The following is a 21,515-nucleotide window of genomic DNA, read 5'->3' as shown; positions in this document are numbered from 1 at the left end:
GGTCCGCAGTCGATTCGGCGATAATGCGCCACCCGCGAACCTGCGAACCGTCATGCCTGCATTGTCCGTCGTCGTGCCCGTATTCAACGAGCGCGGCAACATCCCGCCGCTGCTCGCCGAGATCGCCGCGGCCCTGCGCGGGCGCGTCGAGTTCGAGGTCGTCTACGTGGACGATGCGAGCCGCGACGATTCCCTCGACGTGCTGCGTGCCGCGAAGGCCGGGCATCCGGAGCTGCGCGTGATCCGCCACCTGCAGCAGAGCGGCCAGAGCACGGCGATCCGCAGCGGCGTGAAGGCGGCACGCGGCAGCTGGATCGCCACCCTGGACGGCGATGGCCAGAATGATCCGGCTGACATTCCCAAACTGCTGGCGATGCGCGACGAGTCGCCGCCGGCGATCAAGCTGTTCGCCGGCTGGCGCGTAAACCGGCAGGACTCGGGCAGCAAGCGCTGGGCCTCGAAGTGGGCAAACGCGATCCGCTCACGCCTGTTGCGCGACGACACCCCGGACACCGGTTGCGGCATCAAGCTGTTCGAGCGCGCTGCCTTCCTCGACCTGCCCTATTTCGACCACATGCATCGTTACCTGCCGGCGCTGATGCAGCGCGCCGGCTGGCAGGTGAAGTCCGTGCCGGTCAACCATCGGCCGCGCGGCAGCGGCAGCTCGAAGTACAACAACCTCAATCGTGCCCTCGTCGGCATCGCCGACCTTCGCGGCGTCGCCTGGCTGATCAAGCGCTCGAAGCGCACGGGCATCGAAGAAGTCTGATCCGCCCGGTCCCCGATGGCACCTATCCATCAACGTCGACGCTGAGCGGAGCCCGCGCAAAGATCAGGCGAAAGTCCCGCGAAAGGGCCGGCCCACTTGTCGGAAGCCGCTGATTCGGCTATAAAGCACGGCTCCCTCGACCGTTCATCGCCCTTTCGGGCTCGCGGATTCCGGCATGCGGTCCGCCCGCGTCGACTGGTCAGGGGCTTCCAGCACCGCATGGCGCAACGCCGCCGCTGGGCCGATGCCGTCCTGGCCAAGGACGGAATACAGATACCGAGAGGTTCGCAATGGCCAGAACATGCCAGGTCACCGGTAAGGGAGCACTTACCGGCAACAACGTTTCACATGCCAACAACAAGACGCGGCGCCGCTGGCTGCCGAACCTCCACGATCGCCGCTTCTGGGTGCCGAGCGAGAACCGCTGGGTGTCCCTGCGCGTGTCCAGCCATGGGCTGCGCACGATCGACAAGAAGGGCATCGAAGTCGTCATCGCCGAGCTGCGCAAGCGCGGCGAAAAGGTCTGAGGAGTAGAACATGGCATCCAAGCGCGACAAGATCCGTCTGATCTCCTCGGCCGGCACCGGCCACTTCTACACCACCGACAAGAACAAGAAGAACACGCCGGAAAAGATGCTGGTCAAGAAGTACGACCCGGTCGTGCGCAAGCACGTCGAGTACAAGGAAGGCAAGATCAAGTGAGTGCAGGATGCACTCATCCCGAGCAGTACATGGATGTACGTTGACACGGGATCCAGCGTCTCCAGAAACCCGCCCTTGTGGCGGGTTTTTTTTGCATCGACCGCCGGAATGCCTGCGACGATGTCCGCACTGCGGCAGAGGCCATTGGCTCAAGCGTCGCTCGCGGGAGCCCCTCTCCAGCCACACGATGAGTTGCGGCGAGAACCGGGCATGAAAAAGCCCGCGCAAGGCGGGCTTCTTCAATCGCGCATTCGGCAAACCACGCTCAGGCGCGTTCGCCCGCGAGGCGATAACCCTTCAACCGCGCGGCAAACTCCGCCAGCGTGCGGATGCCGGTCGCCTCGGCTTCGCGGCACCATTCGCGCAGTGCGTCGAGCATGCCTTCCGCATTGCGGCCGTTGCGTTCGGTGAGTTCGGCCAGGCGTGCGCGGAACTCGCACACGGTGCGCAGCTGCGGGTGCTTGTCAGTGAATGCGGTCATGCGCTCGCGCGAGGCGGCGTCGAGCCAGCGGCCGCCGTTGCCAAGTGCCTTGCGCAGGCGACGCGGCAGCGCCTTGATGCCGGCGCCGGCGTCGGCTGCTTCATCGCGCAGGGTCGGCGCGATCACGCCGCGGAAGTAGTCGCTCATGACGTGGAAGCGATGCGCGAGCAGCGCCTTCACGGTCTCGGTGTCCGGGAGGTTCACGTTCGGGCGGATGTCGAGCGACGGCGCGACGCGCAGAACCTTCGCCATGCCGATCATCTCGAACAGGCGGATCACTGCCCAGCCGATGTCGAACTCGAACTTGCGCAGCGCGAACTTGGCCGAACTCGGGAAAGCATGGTGGTTGTTGTGCAGCTCTTCGCCGCCGATCCACACGCCCCACGGCGAGAGATTGGTCGAAGTGTCGGCCGATTCGAAATTGCGATAGCCCCACCAGTGGCCAATGCCGTTGACGAAACCGGCAGCCCAGAACGGGATCCACATCATCTGGATGGCCCACAGCGCACCACCCACCGTGCCGAACAGCACCAGGCTGATGATGAGCATCAGGGTCGGGCCCCAGTACGGGTGGGCGCTGTAGAGATGGCGCTCGATCCAGTCCTCGGGCGTGCCGCGACCGTACTTCTCCATGTCGTCGTCGTTCTCGCTCGCGTCGCGATACAGGCCGACGCCGTCCCAGAACACCTTCTTGATGCCGTAGACCTGCGGGCTGTGCGGATCTTCCTCGGTCTCGACCTTCGCGTGGTGCTTGCGATGGATCGCGACCCATTCCTTCGTCACCATGCCCGTGGTCAGCCACGACCAGAAGCGGAAGAAGTGCGCGACGACCGGGTGGAAGTCGACGCCGCGATGCGTCTGGTTGCGATGCAGATACAGCGTCACCGCGAAGATCGTGAGCTGGGTGACGACCAGCAGGTACACGATCCACGTGCCCCAGGAAGCCTGGGTCACGCCGCGTGCGGCGAGGGAAATCAAGGTGTCGTACATGGGTGGGGCGCACCTGGCGGCAGGGTAGACCGCGACTATACGCGTCCAGGGATGGGGCCGCCATGTGGATTCGTCAAGCTTTGCGACTCTTGTCGTGACGGTGTTCGCGTCGTTGCGAACGCTTGCCGTGGCGCCCATTAAACCTTAACAATCGAAGGCTGTGACGACTGCTGTTCCCATCCTCGCGCTCGATCAGGTCGGCCGACGCCTTGCCGGCCGCGAAGTCGTGCGCGCGGTCAGCCTGGAACTCGCGCGAGGCGAGGTGCTCGGCCTGCTCGGCGTCAATGGCGCCGGCAAGACCACCACCCTGCGCATGATGGCCGGCGTGCTCGCGCCAACATCCGGCAGCGTACGGTTGGCTGGCGCCGACCTCCACGAACAGCCCGAACTCGCGCGTAGGCGCATCGGTTATCTGCCGGAGACGCCGCCGCTGCACGCGGAGCTGACCGCGCTCGAGTTCCTCGGGTTCTGCGCGCGCCTCCATGGCGTCGCGCGCGCGGCGGTCCGTGGTGCCGTCGATCGCGTGCTGGAACGCTGTGAGCTTGGCGACGTGCGGCGGCGACCACTTGGCGCGCTGTCCAAGGGCTACCGCCAGCGCGTCGGCGTGGCGCAGGCGATCGTGCACGAACCGGAGTTGATCGTGCTCGACGAGCCGGCCTCGGGTCTCGATCCGGTACAGGCGCTGAAGTTGCGCGAGCTCGTGCGCGGACTCGGTCGGGAGCATGCGGTGGTGTTGTCGACCCATGTGCTGCCCGACGTCGCCGCCTGCTGCGATCGCGTCGCGATCCTGCACCGGGGCGAGTTGCGCCATGTCGGCGCGGCACAGGCGGCCGGAACCTCCGCGCTGTGCGTCGGTGTTTCGAAAGCGCTGCACAGCGAGGACTGGCGCCGCCTGCCGATGGTCGACGCGGCCGAGCCGATCGACGCAATGCAGTGGCGCGTCCGGCTCGCCCCAGGCACTGCCGTCGACGCGTTCGCCGCCGCGGTGGTAGGCGCGGGGTTCGGCCTGACCGCACTGGGCGGCGACCGCCTGCCGCTCGAATCGACCTTCCTCGCGATCGCCGCGAGCGATGCGCGCGGTGTCGCCGCATGAGTGCCGGCTTGATTGCTCGTCACGAATGGCGGCGCCTCCTGGTGCAGCCGTTCGCGTGGACGCTCGCCGCGGTCGTGCTCGCGTTCATGGCATGGCAGTTCCTGCTCGCGCTGCAGGCATTCATCGACCTCGCGCCGAAACTCGGCGGGCTCAAGGACGCGCCGGGTGTCACCGATCTGGTCGCGATACCGCTGCTGCGCGGTTTCTCGAACCTGTTGCTGCCGCTGGTGCCGCTGGTCACGATGCGCGCGTTCGCTGGCGAGCGCCGTGCGGCGACGCTGCCGTTGCTGCTCGCGAGCGGCGTCGGCAACCTGCGCATTGTGCTCGGCAAGTATTTCGGCGCGCTCGGGTATCTGCTCCTGCTGATCGCACTGGTGGCGTCGATGCCGTTGTTGCTGTCGTTCGGCACCACGCTCGATCTCGGCAAGGTCGCGGCCGCCCTGCTCGGTCTCGCACTGTTCACCGCGGCGCTGGCCGCGATCGGCATCGCCTGTTCGGCGTGGGCATCGCAGCCGGCACTCGCCGCCGCCGCGGCGATTGCGATCAGCAGCCTGCTCGCGGTCGTCGACGCCGGCGCGCGCCTGCAGGGCATCTCCAATTCCGGCATCAACTGGCTTGCCCTGCCAAGCCATCTCGAACCGTTCTTCCGCGGCATTGTCGCCAGCGTCGATATCGTCTACTTCTTGCTCGTCACCGCGGTCGCCCTCGCGCTTGCGACACGTCGCCTGGACGCGCTGCGCGGGAGCGCCGACGCATGAAGGAGCGCTTCGGCAACGCGTTGTACACGCTGCTCGTCGTAGTGCTGGCGGCGCTGCTCGGTTTCCTCAGCACGCGCTTCGGCTTCAACCGCGACTGGAGCCATGCGCAGGGCGCGAGCCTCGGCGAGGCTTCGCTGGCATTGTTGAAGACGCTCGACGGGCCGGTCGAAGTGACCAGCTACGCGAGTCGCCAGGGCGGCTTGCGCGCCGTGATCGCCGATTTCGTCGATCGCTACCGACGCGCCAAGCCCGACCTCAGCCTGCGTTTCGTCGATCCCGATGCCGATCCGAATGCGATGCGCAAGGCCGGGGTCGCCGTCGATGGCGAGCTGGAGCTGCGCTTCCGCGACCGCAGCGAGCGCCTCAAGGTACTCAGCGAGGCCGAATTTTCGGCCGCATTGCTGCGCCTGTCGCGCACGCGCGAACGAATTGTTGCGTTCCTCGAAGGCGATGGCGAGCGCCAGCCGCTCGGCGAGGCGAACGCGGATCTCGGCAAGTTCGTTTCCGCGCTCGGCGGACGCGGATTGCGCGCGGTGCCGTTGCCGCTCGCGAGTACCGGCAAGGTGCCGGACAACGTCGATCTCGTGGTGGTCGCGAACCCGCAGGTGAAGCTCGCGCCCCCGGTAGCGGCGGAACTCGTCGACTACGTCGATCGGGGCGGGGCCCTGCTGTGGCTCGCCGAACCCGGCGAACCCGCGCTCGAAGCCAGTGGCGGTCTCGACAGCCTCGCGCATGCGCTCGGCATCCGCGTGCTGCCCGGCACGGTCGTCGATGGCAGCGGTACCGCATTCGGCCTGAGCGACCCGAGCTTCGTCGCGATCACGACCTATCCGAAACACCCGATCGATGCGGATTTCGCGTTGACCACGCTGCTGCCGCAGCCAGCCGCACTCGCCAAGCTCGCCGACTCGCGCTGGGCGATGGGTTCGCTGTTGCAGTCGAGTGCGAAGTCGTGGAACGAGACCTCGCATATCCCGAAGGGCGGAGAAGCCGGCGACACGATCCGCCAGGACGCCGACGCGGGAGAGATTCCTGGGCCACTTGACCTCGCGTTCGCGTTGAGCCGCGTGTCGCCGCGACCGGACCGGAATGATCAGCGCGTGGTGGTGATCGGCGACGGCGACTTCCTCTCCAACAGTTTCCTCGGCAACGGCGGCAACGCCGAGTTCGGCCAGCGCGTGTTCGACTGGCTGCTCGGCGACGATGCGCAGGTCAGCGTGCCGGACCGCAGCGCGCCGGATCGGCAATTGAACCTGTCACAGGCAACGCTGAGCGCGCTCGCGGCGGCGTTCCTCGTGATCCTGCCGCTGCTGCTCGCGGGCAGCGGCGCCCTGATCTGGTGGCGCCGCCGGCGGCACTGACATGTCCCTGCTATCGTTGCCGGCATGAAGCGGCGCACGCGTACCCTGCTGTTCCTGCTCGCGGCGACGGCCCTGCTGGGTGCCGCCGTCGTCGCGGAGCTGCGCCACGAGCGAGTGCTGGCACGCGATCCGCTGACGACGATCGACATCGCCGCCGTACGGCGGCTCGAAGTCCGCTGCATCGGATGCACCACGCGACGCTTCGAGAAGGTTGACGGCCATTGGCTGATGCGCGCACCGCAGGCGCAACCGGCGGACGAAGCGCAGGTCGCGAAACTGCTCGCGATCGCGAACGCGCCGGTGCGATTCCGCCACGCGGCGAGAGACCTGGAGCTAGGCAAAGTCGGACTCGATCCGCCGCAGGCGACATTGGTCATCGACACCACCACCATCATGTTCGGCACCACCGATGCGATCCGCAACGATCGCTATGTCTCCGTCGAGGGCGCAATCGCGCTGGTGCCGGACAATTTCTCCGCGCGCCTGTTCGAGCCGATCGATCTTGGCAAGGGCGCGAACAGCGCGCCGTCGCCCTGACAGCCGGGCACAACCGAAAGGAATCCGCACATGGTCGAAACCTTCAATGCTGCGACAACTCCGAACGCCAGCGTCGTGCTCAATGATTCACTGGTGACAACCGCTTTCGAGCTGCCCGGCTATCGCGTCGTGCGCAACATCGGCCTCGTGCGCGGCATCACCGTGCGCTCGCGTTCGATCGTCGGCAACTTTCTCGGCGGCCTGCAGTCGCTGTTTGGCGGCAACATCAGCATCTACACCAGCCTGTGCGAGCAGGCGCGTGCCGAAACCTACCGGGACATGGTCATGCATGCGCGTCAGCGCAGCGCGAACGCGATCATCGGCGTGCGCTATGACGCGACCGAACTCATGGCCGGATTGACCGAGGTGCTCTGCTACGGCACCGCCGTGGTCGTCGAGGTGGACTGAGTCCGATTCGCCAAGGCTACCGGCCACCGCCATGCCTGAACTTCCCGAAGTCGAAACCACGCGCCGTGGCCTTGCGCCGCACCTGATCGGCCGTCGCGTCGTTGCGCTTGATATCCGCCAGCCGCGCCTGCGCTGGCCGATTCCGCGCGCACTATGCACGCGCTTGCCGGGCCAGCGCATCGACGCGATCGAGCGGCGCGCGAAATACCTGCTCGTGCACACCGAGCCCGGCAGCGCGCTGCTGCATCTCGGCATGTCCGGATCGCTGCGCGTGTTGCCGGCGGCCACGCCGATCGGCGCGCACGACCACGTCGACTGGCGCCTCGACTCGGGGCTTGTGCTGCGTTACACCGACCCGCGCCGCTTTGGTTCGCAGCTGTGGCAACCGCGCGGCGAGACGCACGAGCTGCTCGCCGGGCTCGGCCCAGAGCCGCTGTCGGAAGCGTTCGACGGTGACCTGCTGTGGACGCGCTCGCGCGGTCGCAAGGCGGCGGTGAAGCTGTTCCTGATGGACCAGGCGATCGTCGTCGGCGTCGGCAACATCTACGCAAGCGAAGCGCTGTTTGCCGCGGGTATCCATCCGCGGCGTGCTGCTGGTGACGTTTCGCGCGCGCGCTACGCGCGACTCGCGCTTGAAGTGAAACGCATCCTCGCACATGCGATCGAACGCGGCGGCACGACCCTGCGCGACTTCATCAGTCCCGATGGCGTGCCCGGCTATTTTGAGCAGGAGCTGTTCGTCTACGGCCGCGAAGGGGAGCCGTGCCGCGTCTGCGCGACGCCGATCAAGGCGAGCGTCGTCGGCCAGCGCTCGACATTCTCCTGCACGCGCTGCCAGCGCTGACGAGGTCAGCGGCAGCAACCGCAGGAGCGCACCCGGCGCGCGATTGCAACCTTCGGGTCGCATCGCGATGCCGGTTGCCCACAGGTGGGGCGCGTGGCTGTCTGCCGACGGACCCGGTACTCAGTCCGGCCAGCGCAGCGCGAGATGGCGGTTGTTGAACGCGGGATCGTCGAGCGTACCGGCGAGGTGCGCGACGAGTCCGTCGGGAGCGTCGTCGAACTCGACCACGTGGCCGTCGGCGACGAGGCCGCCGGCGCACTGGAATTCCACGAAGCGTGCCGCGAGTTCGCCGGCGAGGTTGGCCGCGTGTGGTGGCACGTTGCGCACGTCGATATCGGGGCGCGCGAACTTGCGCATGCCGCGCGTGTGCACGCGCACGCGTCCGGCGTGGGTTTCGTCCTCGTCGCACAGGATCAGCACATGCTCGCGCGCCACGAACGCATCGCGTGCGAGGTGGCGATGGCTCCATTGCATGGCGTCGAACATCGACAGGATCTGCGGATCGACGACTGCGATGCCGCCGCCGTCGCAGAGCGCCGCGATCGAGCCCGTGAGGTCGCGCAGCGCATCGAGGTCGGGCGGATCCTGCAACGTACCGCGCAGCATCCAGCAGTCGCCAGCGGCCTTCGCACGTTCGAACAGGCGCGCGTCCTCGTCCCACAGCAGGCGCCCGAGCGTACCGGCGAGTGGATACCCGTCCCAGCGTTCGAGTGCGCGGTTCGCGTAGCGAACGGCGTCGATGCCGGCCGGCAGGCCGCGCGTGCGGTACTTGTGCGCATCGATGCGCAGGTCCGGATCGAAGTCGCCGAAGACGAACCAGAGCAGGAAGGCTTCATCGCCGCTGTCGTGCCATTGCGGCCGTGGCCACGCTGGCGCGCTCACGCGGATTCTCCGGGCAGGTCGAGCGGCAGCACGGACTGTTGCAGTTCGACCGTGCTTTCGCCCGCCATTATCTTCTTGAACTCGGCGCGGCTGACCGAGACGTAGCGATCGTTGCCGCCGATCTCGACCTGTGGACCGTCGGTGACCGCGCGGCCATGTTCGTCGACGCGCACGACCATCGTCGCCTTCTTGCCGCTGTGGCAGATCGTCTTGATCTCGACGAGGTTGTCGGCCCAGGCGAGCAGGTAGCGGCTGCCTTCGAACAACTCGCCGCGGAAATCCGTGCGCAGGCCGTAGGCGAGCACCGGAATGTCGAGCACGTCGACGATGTCGCTGAGCTGCCACGCTTGCGCCCTGGACAGGAACTGTGCCTCGTCGACGAGCACGCAGTCGAGCTTGCCGCGCGCGGCGATGTCGGCGCGCGTGATCGCGACGAGGTCTTCCTCGCGCGTGAAGCGACGCGCGTTCGCGCGCAGGCCGATGCGCGAGGCGACCACGCCCTCACCGGCGCGCGTGTCGAGCTGCGGCGTCAGGATCAGCGTGCGCATGCCGCGCTCGTGGTAGTTGTACGCGCTCTGCAGCAGCGTGGTGGTCTTTCCGGCGTTCATCGCCGAGTAGTAGAAGTAGAGTTTCGCCATTGGGAGCTGGATTGGAGTCGGGATCGAAAACGGGCGCGGACGGCACGGGGCCACATGCCGCAGCCGTGGGATCTGCAAGTTTCGCACAGCGAACCGTCCCCGATGCGAGAATGCGGACATGAATGCGGTTCGCCCGGTGGATGCCGACTTGGATGCGCTCGCACGTTTCGTCGAAGCGCACCCGCGCTTGCTCGTGCTGACTGGTGCCGGGGTCAGCACCGGATCGGGAATCCCTGACTATCGCGACCGCGACGGCGGCTGGAAGCGCAAGCCGCCGCTCAGCTTCCAGGCGTTCATCGGCGACGCTGCGAAGCGTTCACGCTACTGGGCGCGCAGTCTCGTCGGCTGGCGCCGCTTCGGCGCGGCGAAGCCGAACGAAGCGCATCTCGCGCTGGCGCGGCTCGAACAGGCAGGGCAGGTCACGCAGCTCGTCACGCAGAACGTCGACGGCCTGCACGAAGCCGCTGGCAGCCGCGACGTGATCGACCTGCACGGCCGGCTCGACCGGGTACGCTGTCTCGGCTGCGAACGACGGATCCCGCGTGCGCACGTCCAGCGTGTGCTCGAAGGCCTCAACCCGGATTGGACCGCGCTCGACGCACTTGATGCGCCGGACGGTGATGCCGAGCTCGAAGGTCTGCCGTTCGAGCGCTTCGTCGTGCCCACCTGCGAAACCTGCGGCGGCCTGCTCAAGCCGGACGTCGTGTTCTTCGGCGAAGGCGTGCCGCGCGAGCGCGTCGAGCGCGCGTTCGACGCGCTGGAGCGCAGCGATGCGATGCTCGTCGTCGGCTCGTCGCTCATGGTGTATTCCGGATTCCGCTTCGCGCGTGAGGCCGCGCATGCGGGCAAGCCGGTCGCGGCGATCAACCTCGGCCGCACGCGTGCCGACGAATTGCTCGCGCTGAAGATCGAAGCCGACTGCGAATCGCTGCTGCGCGCATTCTGAGCGCGCCCCAGGCGAGGCCGTCGGCGAAGACGGCGTCGTAGTCGGGGTCACCGGGGTCCTACTCGTAGGCACCGATGTCGACTGCGGTGCCGATCGGGCGCGGATGATCCGGACCGCGCGGGTCGTAGGGAAGAACAGGACGGAGCCGCCCGCATCGATCGCGCACGATCCGGCGGGGAGCGCCTGCGTCAAGGCGGTCCCCCGTTCCAGGCGAGTGGTCGCAGCTGCGGGTCGCAGCGCAGGGCGTCCGGCGGATACGTGATGCCCGCTTCGATCCCTCCGATCAGGTTGTGCTCGCCCCCGATGGTGTCGTCCGCGCCGCATAATGCCGCCGCCGACCCATGTCGCCGTGGCCGCCGGAGATCGCCAGGTCCTCGAACGTCGCCGCCTGGCGCAGCGTGCAGCGGCCGTCGACATGCGTGTCGCCAGCGGCGTCCACGAGGATCAGGCCGGAAGCGGCGGCATCGCCGACCGCCAGCAGCAGCGCGGCGGCGAGCGGTTGCAGCGGAGAGCGGGCAAGCGGCATCGGGGCGTCCGCAGGTGCAGTCCAGCCTCTTACACGATCCGGCGTGAAAAACCCCAAGCGCGGCTGTCAAGCTGTCGGCGGCGACCGGCGCGCGGCACAATCGCAGGTCCGTCCCGGGTCGCGCCAATGAACCTCAACCCGCAACAACGCGCCGCCGTCGAGTATTGCGACGGCCCCCTGCTCGTGCTGGCCGGCGCGGGTTCGGGCAAGACGCGCGTGATCACCGAGAAGATCGCGCACCTGATCAAACGTCGCCAGGTGCCGGCGGCGAAGATCGCCGCGATCACGTTCACCAACAAGGCCGCGCGCGAGATGCGCGAGCGCGTCGGCAGGCTCGTCTCCGGTGCCTCGGCGGAGGGACTGACCGTATGCACGTTCCATGCGCTCGGACTCAAGTTCCTGCAGATCGAACATGCGCGCGCAGGCTTGCGCCGCGGTTTCTCGGTGCTCGATGCCGACGACACCCAGGGAATGATCAAGGAGCTCGCGCCGAAGGCGATCAAGCCGGATGCGCTGTTCGCCCTGCAATCACTGGTGTCGCGCGCGAAGAATGAAGGCCTTACACCGGAACAGGCGGCCGCCGCCGCAGCCGGTGCGCGCGAGCGCGAGGCGGCAGAGATCTACGCGGCCTACCAGCGCCGCCTCGCCGCGTTCAATGCGGTCGACTTCGACGACCTGATCCGCCTGCCGCTGGCCGTGCTAGAAGGCGACGAGGACGCGCGCGCAGGCTGGCGCGAACGCCTGCGCTACCTGCTTGTCGACGAATACCAGGACACGAATTCGGCGCAGTATCGTTTGGTGAAGGTACTCGCTGGCGAGCGTGGCTTGTTCACGGCGGTCGGCGACGACGACCAGTCGATCTATGCCTGGCGCGGCGCGAACCCGGAGAACCTCGCTGAACTCTCGCGTGACTATCCGAAGCTGCGCGTGGTCAAGCTCGAACAGAACTACCGCTGCGCACGGCGCATCCTGCGTTGCGCGAACGCGGTGATCTCGCGCAATGCGCACCTGTTCGAGAAGCGCCTGTGGAGCGAGCAGGGCGAGGGCCCGCCGATCCGCGTGCTCGAATGCCGCGACGACGAGCACGAGGCAGAGTGCGTCGCCGGCGCGATTGCGCACCTCGCCGAGAAGCACAAGGCGCCGTGGCACGAGTTCGCGATCCTCTATCGCGGCAACCACCAGTCGCGCGCTCTGGAAAAAGCGCTGCGGCTCGCGCGTGTGCCGTACCACGTGACCGGTGGCACCGCGTTCCTCGATCGCGCCGAGGTCAAGGACCTGCTCGCCTACCTGCGCCTGGTCAACAACCCGGACGACGATGCGGCGTTCCTGCGCGTGGTCAACCTGCCGCGCCGCGACATCGGCGCGACCACGCTGGAAAAGCTCGGCGAACTCGCCGGCACCCGCCATGTCTCGTTGCTGCGCGCGGCGCAGAACGATGCCGTACTCGGCCAGCTGACCGGGCGAGCAGCTTCGTCTCTGCTTGGCTTCGCCAGCCTGATCCGCGAGTTCGCTGCAAAGGCCGCACGCACGCCGGCGGCCGAACTGGTCGAGGAGCTCGTCGCGCGCATCGGTTATGCCGAGCACATCGCGGCGCAGGTCAAGGAACCCGCGCTGCGTGGACGGCGGATCGAGCACCTCAAGGAACTTACCGAATGGTTCCGTGCGATGCAGAAGGACGGCGCCGCCGGCGACCTCGCCGCGCAGCTCGCGCTGCTCAGTCACGGCGACCGCGACGATCCCGGCAATTCGGCGCGCCTGATGACCCTGCATTCGGCCAAGGGACTCGAGTTCCGTTTCGTGTTCCTCGTCGGCGTTGACGACACGACCCTGCCGCACGAGGGCAGCGTCGAGGAAGGCCGCATCGAGGAGGAGCGTCGTTTGATGTATGTCGGCATTACGCGCGCGAAGGAACAGCTGTCGGTGTCGTACGCGAAACGGCGCAAGCGCTTCGGCGAAATCCTGTCGAACCTGCCGAGCCGCTTCCTTGCCGAACTGCCCGCCGACGATCTGCACTGGTCGGGCCGCGATGCCGAGCTGGACGCCGCGCACAAGCAGGAACTCGCGTCCTCGCACATCGCGCGCCTTGCCAGCCTGCTCGCCGACTGACTCGTTCGGGTTTCCTCGTGTTCCTGGCTTTTGCAGCTACAACAGATCGGCAGCCTTGAGCTCGCGCTTGAGATAGGCGTAGTAGATCGGTGCCGCGACGAGACCGGCTGCACCGAACGCCGCCTCCATGAACAACATCGCGATCAGCAATTCCCAGGCTCGGGCGCGGATCTGCGTGCCGACGATGCGCGCGTTGAGGAAGTATTCGAACTTGTGGATCAGGATCAGGTAGACCAGGGCGGCGACCGCGACGCCGAACGATACCGACAGGCCGACCACGAAGATCAGCGTGTTCGAGATCAGGTTGCCGACCACCGGCAGCAGGCCCGCGACGAAGGTCACCACGACGAGGCTCTTGGCGAACGGCAGCGGGTGGCCTGACAGCGGCAGCACCACGAGCAGGAAGATCGCGGTGAACAGCGTGTTGACCGCCGAGACCTTCACCTGCGCGAACACGATGTCGTGGAACGCCGCGACGAGACCGCGGCAGCGCTCCACCAGCGCATCGACCAGCGCGCCACGGCGCGCATCCGGGTGGGTGCGCGCATCGGCGAGCGCGACCATCGCACCGAGCACCATTCCGATCAGCAGGTGCACCACCACGCGCGCCGCAGTCTTGCCCGCCAGTTGCAACTGCGCGGCATGGCTGCGGAGCCACTCGATCGCCACGCTGCGGAAGTCGTCGATGCTGTCGGGAAGATGGTCGACGATCACCTGAGGCAGCTGCGCGCGCGCGCGATCAATCATCGGCATCAGGCTTTCGAAGAACGCACCCGGTGCGCCCAGCTCGTGCCGCATGAACGAGACGCCTCCGATGATCGCGAGCGTAAGCAGGCCGACTACCACGACGCTGAGCAGGGCGACGATCAGGCCGCGTGCGTGGGCGCCGGGCAGCAACCGTTGCAGCGCCGGCACGAGTGCCTCGACCAGCGCGTACACCAGCAGGCCGGCGAGCAGGGCCGGCAGCAGGTGCAGCTTGAGGATCAGCAGCAGTGCCAGCCCGGTGAGCAGATACGAGGCGAGGCGGATGCGCGGGCCGTGCGACGGTTCCATGGACATCCCTGGTGGTGGGCGGGGGCGCGTCGCCGCGACGGGCGTCCGTGCGATCGCGTGTCATACACTGCATGGATCGTAGGGGCTGCCCGCGCCCTTTCCAATCCCGGAGCACCGATGTCGACTCTTCGACGGCTGATCCTGACTGCCGCGGTTTCCCTGCTCGCGGCGTGCGCGACCACCAAGGCACCACCGGCGCCGCCCGCCGTGGCGACGCCGGCACCCGCCGCGACGCCTGCGCGGGCGGGTCCTGCCGCAAACGACAACCTCAACGCGGTCGCCTGGACGCAGACGGCCGTCGAACACGACCTGGTCTATCGTGAGGTGTATCGGCAGGCGAGCGAAAAACTGCTGCTCGCGCTGAAGGACCGCAACTGGGACGCGTTGCCGCGTGACGCGCGCAAGAACAGGCCGCGCGGCCTCAAGCCGGCGGTGATCGTCGACATCGACGAGACCGTGCTCGACAACTCGCCCTACCAGGCGCGCCTCGTCCGCGACGGCAAGTCCTTCGACGAGTACAGCTGGTCGCAATGGTGTCGCGAGAAAGCGGCGAAGGCGCTGCCGGGAGCGCTCGAGTTCACCCGATTCGCCGCCCGGCACGGCGTGACCGTGTTCTATCTGTCCAATCGCGCACAGGACCTCAACGAGGCGACGCTCGACAACCTGCGTGCGGTAGGGTTTCCGCTCTCGGCCGACGAGACCGTGTTCCTCGGCCTGGGCACGGTCGTCGAGGGTTGCGAGCAGGTCGGCAGCGAGAAGGGCTGTCGGCGCGAACTGGTCGGCCGCAGGCACCGCGTGCTCCTGCAGCTCGGCGACCAGCTCGGCGATTTCGTCGACGTGCTCGCGAACACGCCGCAAGGCCGCCGCGATGCGGTGGCCGGCTACCTGGACTGGTTCGGTGAGCGCTGGTTCGTGCTGCCGAACCCGACCTATGGCTCGTGGGAGCCGGCGTTGTTCAACAACGAATGGTCGAAGCCGGAATCCGCCCGGAGACTCGAAAAGCGAGAGAATTTACGTTACTAATCATCGCATTGCAGTACTTAACGTAAGGTATTGCATGAAGTTTATTGCGTAAGTAGAATCGCGCCATTGGAGTCGTTGCAGGGTACCGCCGCCACTCGACGAACAACCCCCAGAGAACGACGCACAACTTTCCTCCTCCGGCGTTGCCGGATTCCGCCCGGACGGCCCCGCCCTCCGGGTTTTCTTTTTTTGACGGCCATGGATGGCCCGAATGCCGGGAATGCAGGAGCAATTTCCCGGCATGTCCATGCATGGAACCCGCTGACGCTGCTACAGTTCGCGCCCTCTTCCTGACTACTGCTGGGGAATATCCATGTTCAAGCCCTTGGTCCGCGCCACGCTGGCGGCGTCCCTGCTGGTTCTCGTCGCCGCTTGCGACAAGCAAGCCGACAATGGCGCCACACCGGCCGTCACCGCGTCGCCGTCGTCGCCCGATGCAGCGATCCTCGCTTCGATCAAGCTGCTCAAGCAGGGCGACATCAACGGCCTGATGCAGAACGCGCTGCCGCCGGCCGAATTCGCCAAGGCGAAGGCGGATTGGGCCAAGGACAAGGACGAGCAGCCGATCACCGACGAGGATCGCGCGAAGTTCAACGAGACCATGACCAAGCTGACGGCGCCCGATGCCGAGCAGAAGCTGTTCGCCGAGATCGAGCCGAAGCTGAAGGAGTTCGACGCGACGTACCAGCAGCAGATTCCGATGTACGCGTCGATGGGCAGCACGGTCGTCAAGAACATGATCCAGCAGAACCAGAGCCTGTCCGAAGCCGAGCGCACCCAGGCGGGTGCCGCGGTCGATGCGCTGGTGGCATGGGTGCAGAACACGCGCTTCACCGAGCCGGAGTCGATCAAGAAGGTCATCGCGATCGTCAGCAAGAGCGCGCGCGACATGAACCTCAAGTCGCTCGATGAAGCGCGCGCGCTCGACTACGACCAGTCGATGGCGAAGGCGCGCATCGCGTTCGCAGGCATCAAGGACGCATTGGGCGTGTATGGTTTCTCGCTCGACCAGACGCTCGATTCGGTGCAGGCGAAGGTCGTCTCCAACGACGGCAAGAACGCGACGGTGCAACTGCACTACACCCTGCTCGGCGCTCCGCTCGATGCGACCGCGGAGATGGTCAACGTCGATGGCCGCTGGTACGGCAAGCAGATGATGGAGAAGCTGAAGGAAAAGGCCGCCGCCGCCGCGGCCAGCGATGCGGTGACCGCGCCGGCGCCCGCCGCTCCGGCACCGGCAGCCGCACAAGCGCCGCCGAAGGGTTGATTCGCGAAAGCTCTGCAACCGCGCGCACTTCGCGCGGTTGCAGCGGCGTGCCGGCGCGCCAAGGCGTACTGCTAGACTTCGCGCAATGAACGACTCGCAAACGGTACCGCGCTCGACCAGCGCGCAGGTGCCTGCCTGGCTCAAGGCGTTCGGCGCATTGCTGCGTCCGTGGATCCGCATACGCCGCACACCCGATGACGTGCATGGGCTGCTGCCCGACGATCCGCGGCCGACGGTCTATGTGATCGAACGCTACGGACTGTCCGACACCCTGATCCTCGAACAGGCCTGCGAGGAAGCGGGCCTGCCCTCGCCGTATGCGGCCGCCGATCGCCTGCCGATCAAGCGCCGCCGCGCGGTGATCGCGTTGTCGCGCCGGCCGCGCGTGTTCGGTCGCCAGCCGCACCCGACGCGCTCGGAAACGCTGAGCCTGCTCGCCGACATCGTGCGCGCCGATCCGGAGAAGGACGTGCGCCTGGTGCCGGTGTCGATCTTCGTCGGTCGCGCGCCGGATCGCGAATCGGGCTGGTTCAGCGTGTTGTTCTCGGAAAACTGGGTCGTGGTCGGGCGCTTCCGCCGCCTGCTGGCGCTTGCGTTGAACGGACGCGACACGCACGTGCAATTCGCGGCGCCAGTGTCGTTGCGCGAAGTCATTGCGGACCAGCCCGAGGCCGAGCGTGGAGTGCGCAAGCTGCAGCGCATCCTGCGTGCGCACTTCCGCCGCATCCGCGCCGCCGTCATCGGGCCCGACCTGTCGCATCGGCGCACGCTCATCGATGGCGTCGTCAACGCGGCGCCGGTGCAGCAGGCGATCGAAACGAATGCGAGCAAGGAAGGCATCGATCGCGACAAGGCTGCGCAGAAGGCGCACGCGTTCGCGTGGGAAATCGCGGCGGACCAGTCGCACCTGGTCGTGCGTTCGGCCTCGTTCCTGCTGACGGCCCTGTGGGAGAAGATCTACCACGGCGTGCAGATGAACCATTTCGACAAACTGCGCGAGATCGTGCCCGGCCACGAAGTCGTGTTCGTGCCCTGCCACCGCAGCACGACCGACGATGCGCTGCTGCCGTACCTGCTCTATCGCAACGGCCTCGCGGTGCCTCACATTGCGGCCGGTGTGAACCTCAACCTGCCGCTGATCGGCTCCTTGCTGCGTCGTGGCGGCGCGTTCTTCCTGCGCCGAAGTTTCAGCGATCCGTTCTACTCGACCGTGTTCCGCGAGTACATGAGCCAGCTGATCGCGCGCGGCATCTCTCTGATGTATTTCATCGAGGGCGGACGCTCGCGCACCGGCCGCACGCTCGAACCGCGCGGCGGCCTGTTGTCCATGACGCTGCGCAGCTTCCTGCGCCAGCCGGATCGCCCGGTGGTATTCCAGCCGGTCTACATCGGTTACGAAAAGATCATGGAAGGCGATTCCTACATCGGCGAGCTGTCGGGCAAGCCGAAGGAGAAGGAATCCTGGGGCGCGCTGATCCGCGGTCTCGGTGCGTTGCGCCACAACTACGGCGCGGTGACCGTCAACTTCGGCGAGCCGTTGTTCCTGTCGCCATTGCTCGATGACATTGCGCCGGACTGGAAAGACGCGACCAGCAACCCGGAGGCGAAACCGGCGTGGCTGAAGAGCGCCGTCGATACCCTCGGCGAACGCATCCTCGTCAACATCAATCGTGCTGCCCACGTCAACCCGATCAACCTGCTCGCCGTCGCGCTGCTGGCGACGCCGAAGCACGCGATGGCGGAAGCCGACCTGCTCGCGCAGCTCGATCTGTACAAGGCGTTGCTGGCGACGCTGCCCTACTCCGACCGCATGACCGTCACGCCGCTCGACGCACCGGCGATCGTCGCCTACGGCGAAAAGATGCAGTGGATCCGCCGGGTCGCGCATCCGCTCGGCGACGTGTTGACCGTCGACGCCAAACAGGGCGTGCTGCTGAGCTACTTCCGCAACAACGTCACCCACCTGTTCGCGACGGCCTCGTGGGTGGCGTGCTGCTTCCTCAACAACCGTCGCCTCGCTCGCACATCCATCCTGCGCCTTGGCCGCCTGATCTATCCGTTCGTGCAGGCGGAGCTGTTCCTGCCATGGAGCGAAGAGGAATTCGGCGAACGCATCCAGAAGACGCTCGATTTCTTCATCGCGCAGGGCTTGCTCGAAGCGGACGCGGACGGGCGCATCATGGAGCGCGGGCCGGGCCAGAGCGACCCCGCATTCCGCCTGCGCGCGCTCGCACACACGCTGCTTCCGGCGATCGAACGCTACTACATCGGGTTGGCGTTGCTGGTGAAGAACGGCCCGTGCACGCTCAGCGCGAGCGAACTCGAGAACCTGTGTTTCCTCAGCGCGCAGCGCCTGTCGCTGCTGCACGAACTCAACGCACCGGAATTCTTCGATCGCAGCCTGTTCCGCGGATTCATCCAGAAGCTGCGCGAGCGCCGCGTGATCTGGGCCGACGACAACGGCAAGCTCGATTTCGACCTCACGCTGGAAGAGGTCGCGAAGGACGCGCGCGTGATCCTGTCGCGCGAGATCCGCCACGGCATCCTCAAGCTCACGCCGGAAAAGCAGGCCGAACTGACCCGCGCGGCCGAGGACGAGTCTGGCGACTAGTTGGGGACGGTCTGAACGAGCACGTCCGGGTCGTCATTCCAGCTTCGGGAATCCTGAGGCTTCCCTTCCAACGGCCACGTCGCCGGATCCCCGCTTCGCAGCCATGACGGCAACTTGCGCTTCCGCTCAAGCATCGAGGTCGGGGATCAGCTTGTTCTCGAGATACGCAATCATGTCCTTGAGCCTGAGCTTGCGCTTCTTCAGGCGCGTGAGCTGCAGCTCGTCGCAACCCGGGCCGGACGGCAGGCGCGCGATCGCGGCATCGAGATCGCGATGCTCGATCTTCAGCTCGGTCAGGCGGCGCACGATGGCGGCGGGATCGTCGGGGAACATGGCCCCCGCAGTCTACCGTAGGGCGTTGCACGCGAAGCGCGTGCCGCCGTTGGTGCCCGCTTGCGAGTCTCGCCACAGGCGGCTCGACCCACCCTACCCTCCGCGCGCCACTGCGGCGACGTGTTCGGGCGTGAAGCCGAAGAACTCGAACAGCTTCGGCGCCGGCGCGGATTCGCCGTAGCGGTCGATGCCGACGACCGCGCCGCCCTCGCCGACGTACTTCCACCACAGCGCCGTCGTGCCGGCTTCGATCGCGACCTTGCGCACGCCGGCCGGCAGCACGCTCGCGCGATAGGCGGCATCCTGGCGATCGAAGGCTTCGGTCGAGGGCATCGACACCACGCGCGTCGGCAGGCCTTGCGCGTCGAGCAGCTTCTTCGCCGCCAGCGCGAGGCCGATCTCCGAACCGGTCGCGACAAGCACGCGCGCTGGCGCGCCTTCGCTGTCGGAGAGCACGTAACCACCGCGCTCGATCGCAGTGACCTGCGCATCACTGCGCGCCACGAACGGCAGGTTCTGGCGCGACAGCACCAGCGCGGTCGGCGCGCTCTTGCGTTCGAGCGCGAGCTTCCATGCCACCGCGCTCTCCACCGTGTCGCACGGGCGCCAGACGTCGAGATTCGGGATCAGGCGCAGCGACGACACATGTTCGATCGACTGGTGCGTCGGACCGTCTTCGCCGAGACCGATCGAGTCGTGCGTGAAGACGTGGATCACGCGCTGGTTCATCAGCGCGGCCATGCGGATCGCGTTGCGGCTGTAGTCGCTGAAGGTGAGGAAGGTGCCGCCGAACGGAATGTAGCCACCGTGCAGCGCGATGCCGTTCATGATCGCGGCCATGCCGAATTCGCGCACGCCGTAGCTGATGTGCCGACCGGTACCGCCGCCACTGAGCAGCGGCGCGCCTTTCCACAACGTCAAATTCGAATGCGTGAGGTCGGCCGACCCACCGAGCATCTCCGGCAGCGCGGGCGCGAACGCCTCGATCGCGTACTGGCTCGCCTTGCGCGAGGCGACTGTTTCGGCTTTCGCGTTCGCTTCGGCGACGAGTTGTGCCGCGCGCTGGGCGAAGTCGGCAGGCAATTCTCCGGCGAGGCGGCGCTCGAGTTCGGCGGCGCGTTCGGCGTGTTTCGCGCGATAGCCCTCGCGCCGTGCGTTCCATGCGGCTTCCGCGTGCGCGCCGGCTGCGCGCGCGTCCCAGCCGGCGATGATGTCGGCCGGAATCTCGAACGGAGCGTAGTTCCAGCCGAGTGCCTTGCGTGTTGCCGCGAGTTCGTCGGCGCCGAGCGCCTCGCCGTGCGCCTTGGCGGTGCCCGCGCGCGTCGGCGCGCCCTTGCCGATCGTCGTGCGGCAGATGACGAGGCTCGGTTGCGTCGTGTGGTCCTTCGCGTCGCGGATCGCGCGATCGATGGCGTCGACGTCGTGGCCGTCGATCGGACCGATCACCTGCCAGCCATAGGCGCGGAAGCGTGCCGCGCTGTCGTCGGTGAACCAGCCCTGCACCTGGCCATCGATCGAGATACCGTTGTCGTCGTACAGTGCGATCAGCTTGCCGAGCTGCCATGTGCCCGCCAGCGCGCAGGCTTCGTGCGAGATGCCCTCCATGAGGCAGCCATCGCCGAGGAACACGTAGGTGTGGTGGTCGACCACGCGCGCATCGTCGGTGTTGAACTCGGCCGCGAGCAGCTTCTCTGCCAGCGCCATGCCGACCGCGTTCGCGAGGCCCTGGCCGAGCGGGCCAGTAGTCGTCTCGACGCCGGGCGTGACATGCACTTCCGGATGGCCGGGCGTCTTCGAATGCAGCTGGCGGAAATTCTTCAGTTCGTCGATCGACAAGTCGTAGCCGCTCAGGTGCAGCAGCGAGTACAGCAGCATCGAGCCGTGGCCGTTCGACACCACGAAGCGGTCGCGATCGGCCCACAGCGGATTGGACGGATTGTGCTTGAGTTGGCGCGTCCACAGCGCGACCGCGATCTCGGCCATGCCCATCGGCATGCCGGGATGGCCGGACTTCGCCGCTTCGACCGCGTCGGCGGACAGGAAGCGGATCGCGTTCGCGAGGCGGGCGGTGTCGACGCTCGGGGTGGTCATGACGCAACTCCGGATGAGCACGCGCGAGGCCGGCAGTGCCGGGCGGACGTGCGGAGGGGATTCGCCCGGCCTCCTTGCCGGTGCGCAGAGCCCCGA

At 67.1% G+C, this 21,515-nt stretch carries 21 protein-coding genes; 14 read left to right on the top strand and 7 right to left on the bottom strand.

Annotation, left to right across the window (positions count from 1 at the left end; genetic code table 11):
- The first annotated feature begins 52 nt into the window (after window positions 1-52).
- From ACILRJ_RS01755 to rpmG, 3 genes are all read left to right on the top strand, one after another.
- On the top strand, window positions 53-769 hold the full coding sequence (locus tag ACILRJ_RS01755; protein ID WP_395679743.1) for a glycosyltransferase family 2 protein: 717 nt from the start codon (window positions 53-55) through the stop codon (window positions 767-769).
- A gap of 290 nt (window positions 770-1,059) precedes the next feature.
- Window positions 1,060-1,296, top strand: coding sequence for a 50S ribosomal protein L28 (gene rpmB, locus ACILRJ_RS01750; RefSeq protein ID WP_395679741.1), 237 nt, complete (start codon window positions 1,060-1,062; stop codon window positions 1,294-1,296).
- A gap of 10 nt (window positions 1,297-1,306) precedes the next feature.
- Entirely contained in the window at window positions 1,307-1,471 is a 165-nt protein-coding gene (gene rpmG / locus ACILRJ_RS01745) for a 50S ribosomal protein L33 (protein ID WP_395679739.1), read from the top strand.
- A gap of 265 nt (window positions 1,472-1,736) precedes the next feature.
- Here rpmG and ACILRJ_RS01740 read toward each other — a convergent pair whose 3' ends face one another.
- The gene (locus tag ACILRJ_RS01740) at window positions 1,737-2,942 is read right to left on the bottom strand and encodes an acyl-CoA desaturase (protein ID WP_395679737.1); all 1,206 of its coding nucleotides are present in this window, start codon (window positions 2,940-2,942) and stop codon (window positions 1,737-1,739) included.
- A gap of 160 nt (window positions 2,943-3,102) precedes the next feature.
- Between ACILRJ_RS01740 and ACILRJ_RS01735 the strand changes: the two genes are divergently transcribed.
- The 6 genes from ACILRJ_RS01735 to mutM are packed head-to-tail and all read left to right on the top strand — an operon-like array spanning window position 3,103 to window position 7,943.
- A complete protein-coding gene (locus ACILRJ_RS01735) occupies window positions 3,103-4,035 on the top strand; it encodes an ABC transporter ATP-binding protein (RefSeq protein ID WP_395679735.1) in 933 nt (310 codons plus the stop codon).
- A complete protein-coding gene (locus ACILRJ_RS01730) occupies window positions 4,032-4,793 on the top strand; it encodes an ABC transporter permease (RefSeq protein WP_395679733.1) in 762 nt (253 codons plus the stop codon). Before ACILRJ_RS01735 ends, ACILRJ_RS01730 begins: the two co-directional genes overlap by 4 nt.
- Window positions 4,790-6,154 (top strand): GldG family protein, encoded by a 1,365-nt coding sequence (locus tag ACILRJ_RS01725; RefSeq protein WP_395679731.1) that lies wholly within the window; start codon window positions 4,790-4,792, stop codon window positions 6,152-6,154. Before ACILRJ_RS01730 ends, ACILRJ_RS01725 begins: the two co-directional genes overlap by 4 nt.
- A gap of 24 nt (window positions 6,155-6,178) precedes the next feature.
- Window positions 6,179-6,691: a DUF4340 domain-containing protein gene (locus tag ACILRJ_RS01720; RefSeq protein WP_395679729.1), complete on the top strand. Its 513-nt coding sequence runs from the start codon at window positions 6,179-6,181 to the stop codon at window positions 6,689-6,691.
- Between the two features lie 30 nt (window positions 6,692-6,721).
- Window positions 6,722-7,099, top strand: a complete 378-nt coding sequence (locus tag ACILRJ_RS01715; RefSeq protein ID WP_395679728.1) for a YbjQ family protein — start codon at window positions 6,722-6,724, stop codon at window positions 7,097-7,099.
- Window positions 7,100-7,130: 31 nt separating this feature from the next.
- Window positions 7,131-7,943, top strand: coding sequence for a bifunctional DNA-formamidopyrimidine glycosylase/DNA-(apurinic or apyrimidinic site) lyase (mutM, locus tag ACILRJ_RS01710; RefSeq protein ID WP_395679726.1), 813 nt, complete (start codon window positions 7,131-7,133; stop codon window positions 7,941-7,943).
- A gap of 120 nt (window positions 7,944-8,063) precedes the next feature.
- Here the strand turns inward: mutM and ACILRJ_RS01705 are convergent, their stop codons facing one another.
- Both ACILRJ_RS01705 and ACILRJ_RS01700 read right to left on the bottom strand, forming a co-directional pair.
- Window positions 8,064-8,825, bottom strand: coding sequence for a hypothetical protein (locus ACILRJ_RS01705; RefSeq protein WP_395679724.1), 762 nt, complete (start codon window positions 8,823-8,825; stop codon window positions 8,064-8,066).
- Window positions 8,822-9,463, bottom strand: a complete 642-nt coding sequence (locus tag ACILRJ_RS01700; RefSeq protein WP_395679722.1) for a thymidine kinase — start codon at window positions 9,461-9,463, stop codon at window positions 8,822-8,824. The genes ACILRJ_RS01705 and ACILRJ_RS01700 overlap by 4 nt, the downstream gene beginning before the upstream one ends.
- A gap of 118 nt (window positions 9,464-9,581) precedes the next feature.
- Between ACILRJ_RS01700 and ACILRJ_RS01695 the strand changes: the two genes are divergently transcribed.
- A complete protein-coding gene (locus tag ACILRJ_RS01695) occupies window positions 9,582-10,409 on the top strand; it encodes an NAD-dependent protein deacetylase (protein ID WP_395679720.1) in 828 nt (275 codons plus the stop codon).
- A 283-nt stretch (window positions 10,410-10,692) separates the two neighbouring features.
- On the opposite strand, the gene ACILRJ_RS01690 is transcribed toward ACILRJ_RS01695, so the two are convergent.
- On the bottom strand, window positions 10,693-10,935 hold the full coding sequence (locus ACILRJ_RS01690) for a hypothetical protein (protein WP_395679718.1): 243 nt from the start codon (window positions 10,933-10,935) through the stop codon (window positions 10,693-10,695).
- A 126-nt stretch (window positions 10,936-11,061) separates the two neighbouring features.
- Between ACILRJ_RS01690 and ACILRJ_RS01685 the strand changes: the two genes are divergently transcribed.
- Window positions 11,062-13,041, top strand: a complete 1,980-nt coding sequence (locus ACILRJ_RS01685) for a UvrD-helicase domain-containing protein (protein ID WP_395679716.1) — start codon at window positions 11,062-11,064, stop codon at window positions 13,039-13,041.
- 36 nt (window positions 13,042-13,077) lie between these two features.
- On the opposite strand, the gene ACILRJ_RS01680 is transcribed toward ACILRJ_RS01685, so the two are convergent.
- Window positions 13,078-14,094 carry an AI-2E family transporter gene (locus ACILRJ_RS01680; protein WP_395679714.1) on the bottom strand — a complete coding sequence of 339 codons (1,017 nt, stop codon included), beginning with the start codon at window positions 14,092-14,094 and terminating at the stop codon, window positions 13,078-13,080.
- A gap of 117 nt (window positions 14,095-14,211) precedes the next feature.
- Between ACILRJ_RS01680 and ACILRJ_RS01675 the strand changes: the two genes are divergently transcribed.
- From ACILRJ_RS01675 to plsB, 3 genes are all read left to right on the top strand, one after another.
- Complete coding sequence (locus ACILRJ_RS01675) at window positions 14,212-15,117, top strand: 5'-nucleotidase, lipoprotein e(P4) family (RefSeq protein WP_395679712.1); 906 nt, start codon at window positions 14,212-14,214, stop codon at window positions 15,115-15,117.
- Between the two features lie 313 nt (window positions 15,118-15,430).
- On the top strand, window positions 15,431-16,384 hold the full coding sequence (locus ACILRJ_RS01670) for a hypothetical protein (protein ID WP_395679710.1): 954 nt from the start codon (window positions 15,431-15,433) through the stop codon (window positions 16,382-16,384).
- Window positions 16,385-16,469: 85 nt separating this feature from the next.
- The gene (gene plsB / locus ACILRJ_RS01665; protein WP_395679709.1) at window positions 16,470-18,995 is read left to right on the top strand and encodes a glycerol-3-phosphate 1-O-acyltransferase PlsB; all 2,526 of its coding nucleotides are present in this window, start codon (window positions 16,470-16,472) and stop codon (window positions 18,993-18,995) included.
- A 126-nt stretch (window positions 18,996-19,121) separates the two neighbouring features.
- Here the strand turns inward: plsB and ACILRJ_RS01660 are convergent, their stop codons facing one another.
- Both ACILRJ_RS01660 and tkt read right to left on the bottom strand, forming a co-directional pair.
- The gene (locus ACILRJ_RS01660) at window positions 19,122-19,328 is read right to left on the bottom strand and encodes a YdcH family protein (RefSeq protein ID WP_395679707.1); all 207 of its coding nucleotides are present in this window, start codon (window positions 19,326-19,328) and stop codon (window positions 19,122-19,124) included.
- 93 nt (window positions 19,329-19,421) lie between these two features.
- Window positions 19,422-21,419 carry a transketolase gene (tkt, locus tag ACILRJ_RS01655; RefSeq protein ID WP_395679705.1) on the bottom strand — a complete coding sequence of 666 codons (1,998 nt, stop codon included), beginning with the start codon at window positions 21,417-21,419 and terminating at the stop codon, window positions 19,422-19,424.
- Window positions 21,420-21,515 lie beyond the last annotated feature (96 nt).

Origin of the sequence: Dokdonella sp. (assembly GCF_044227025.1) — a bacterium.
GTDB lineage: Bacteria > Pseudomonadota > Gammaproteobacteria > Xanthomonadales > Rhodanobacteraceae > Dokdonella_A.
This window is presented reverse-complemented; position numbering and strand designations above follow the sequence as displayed.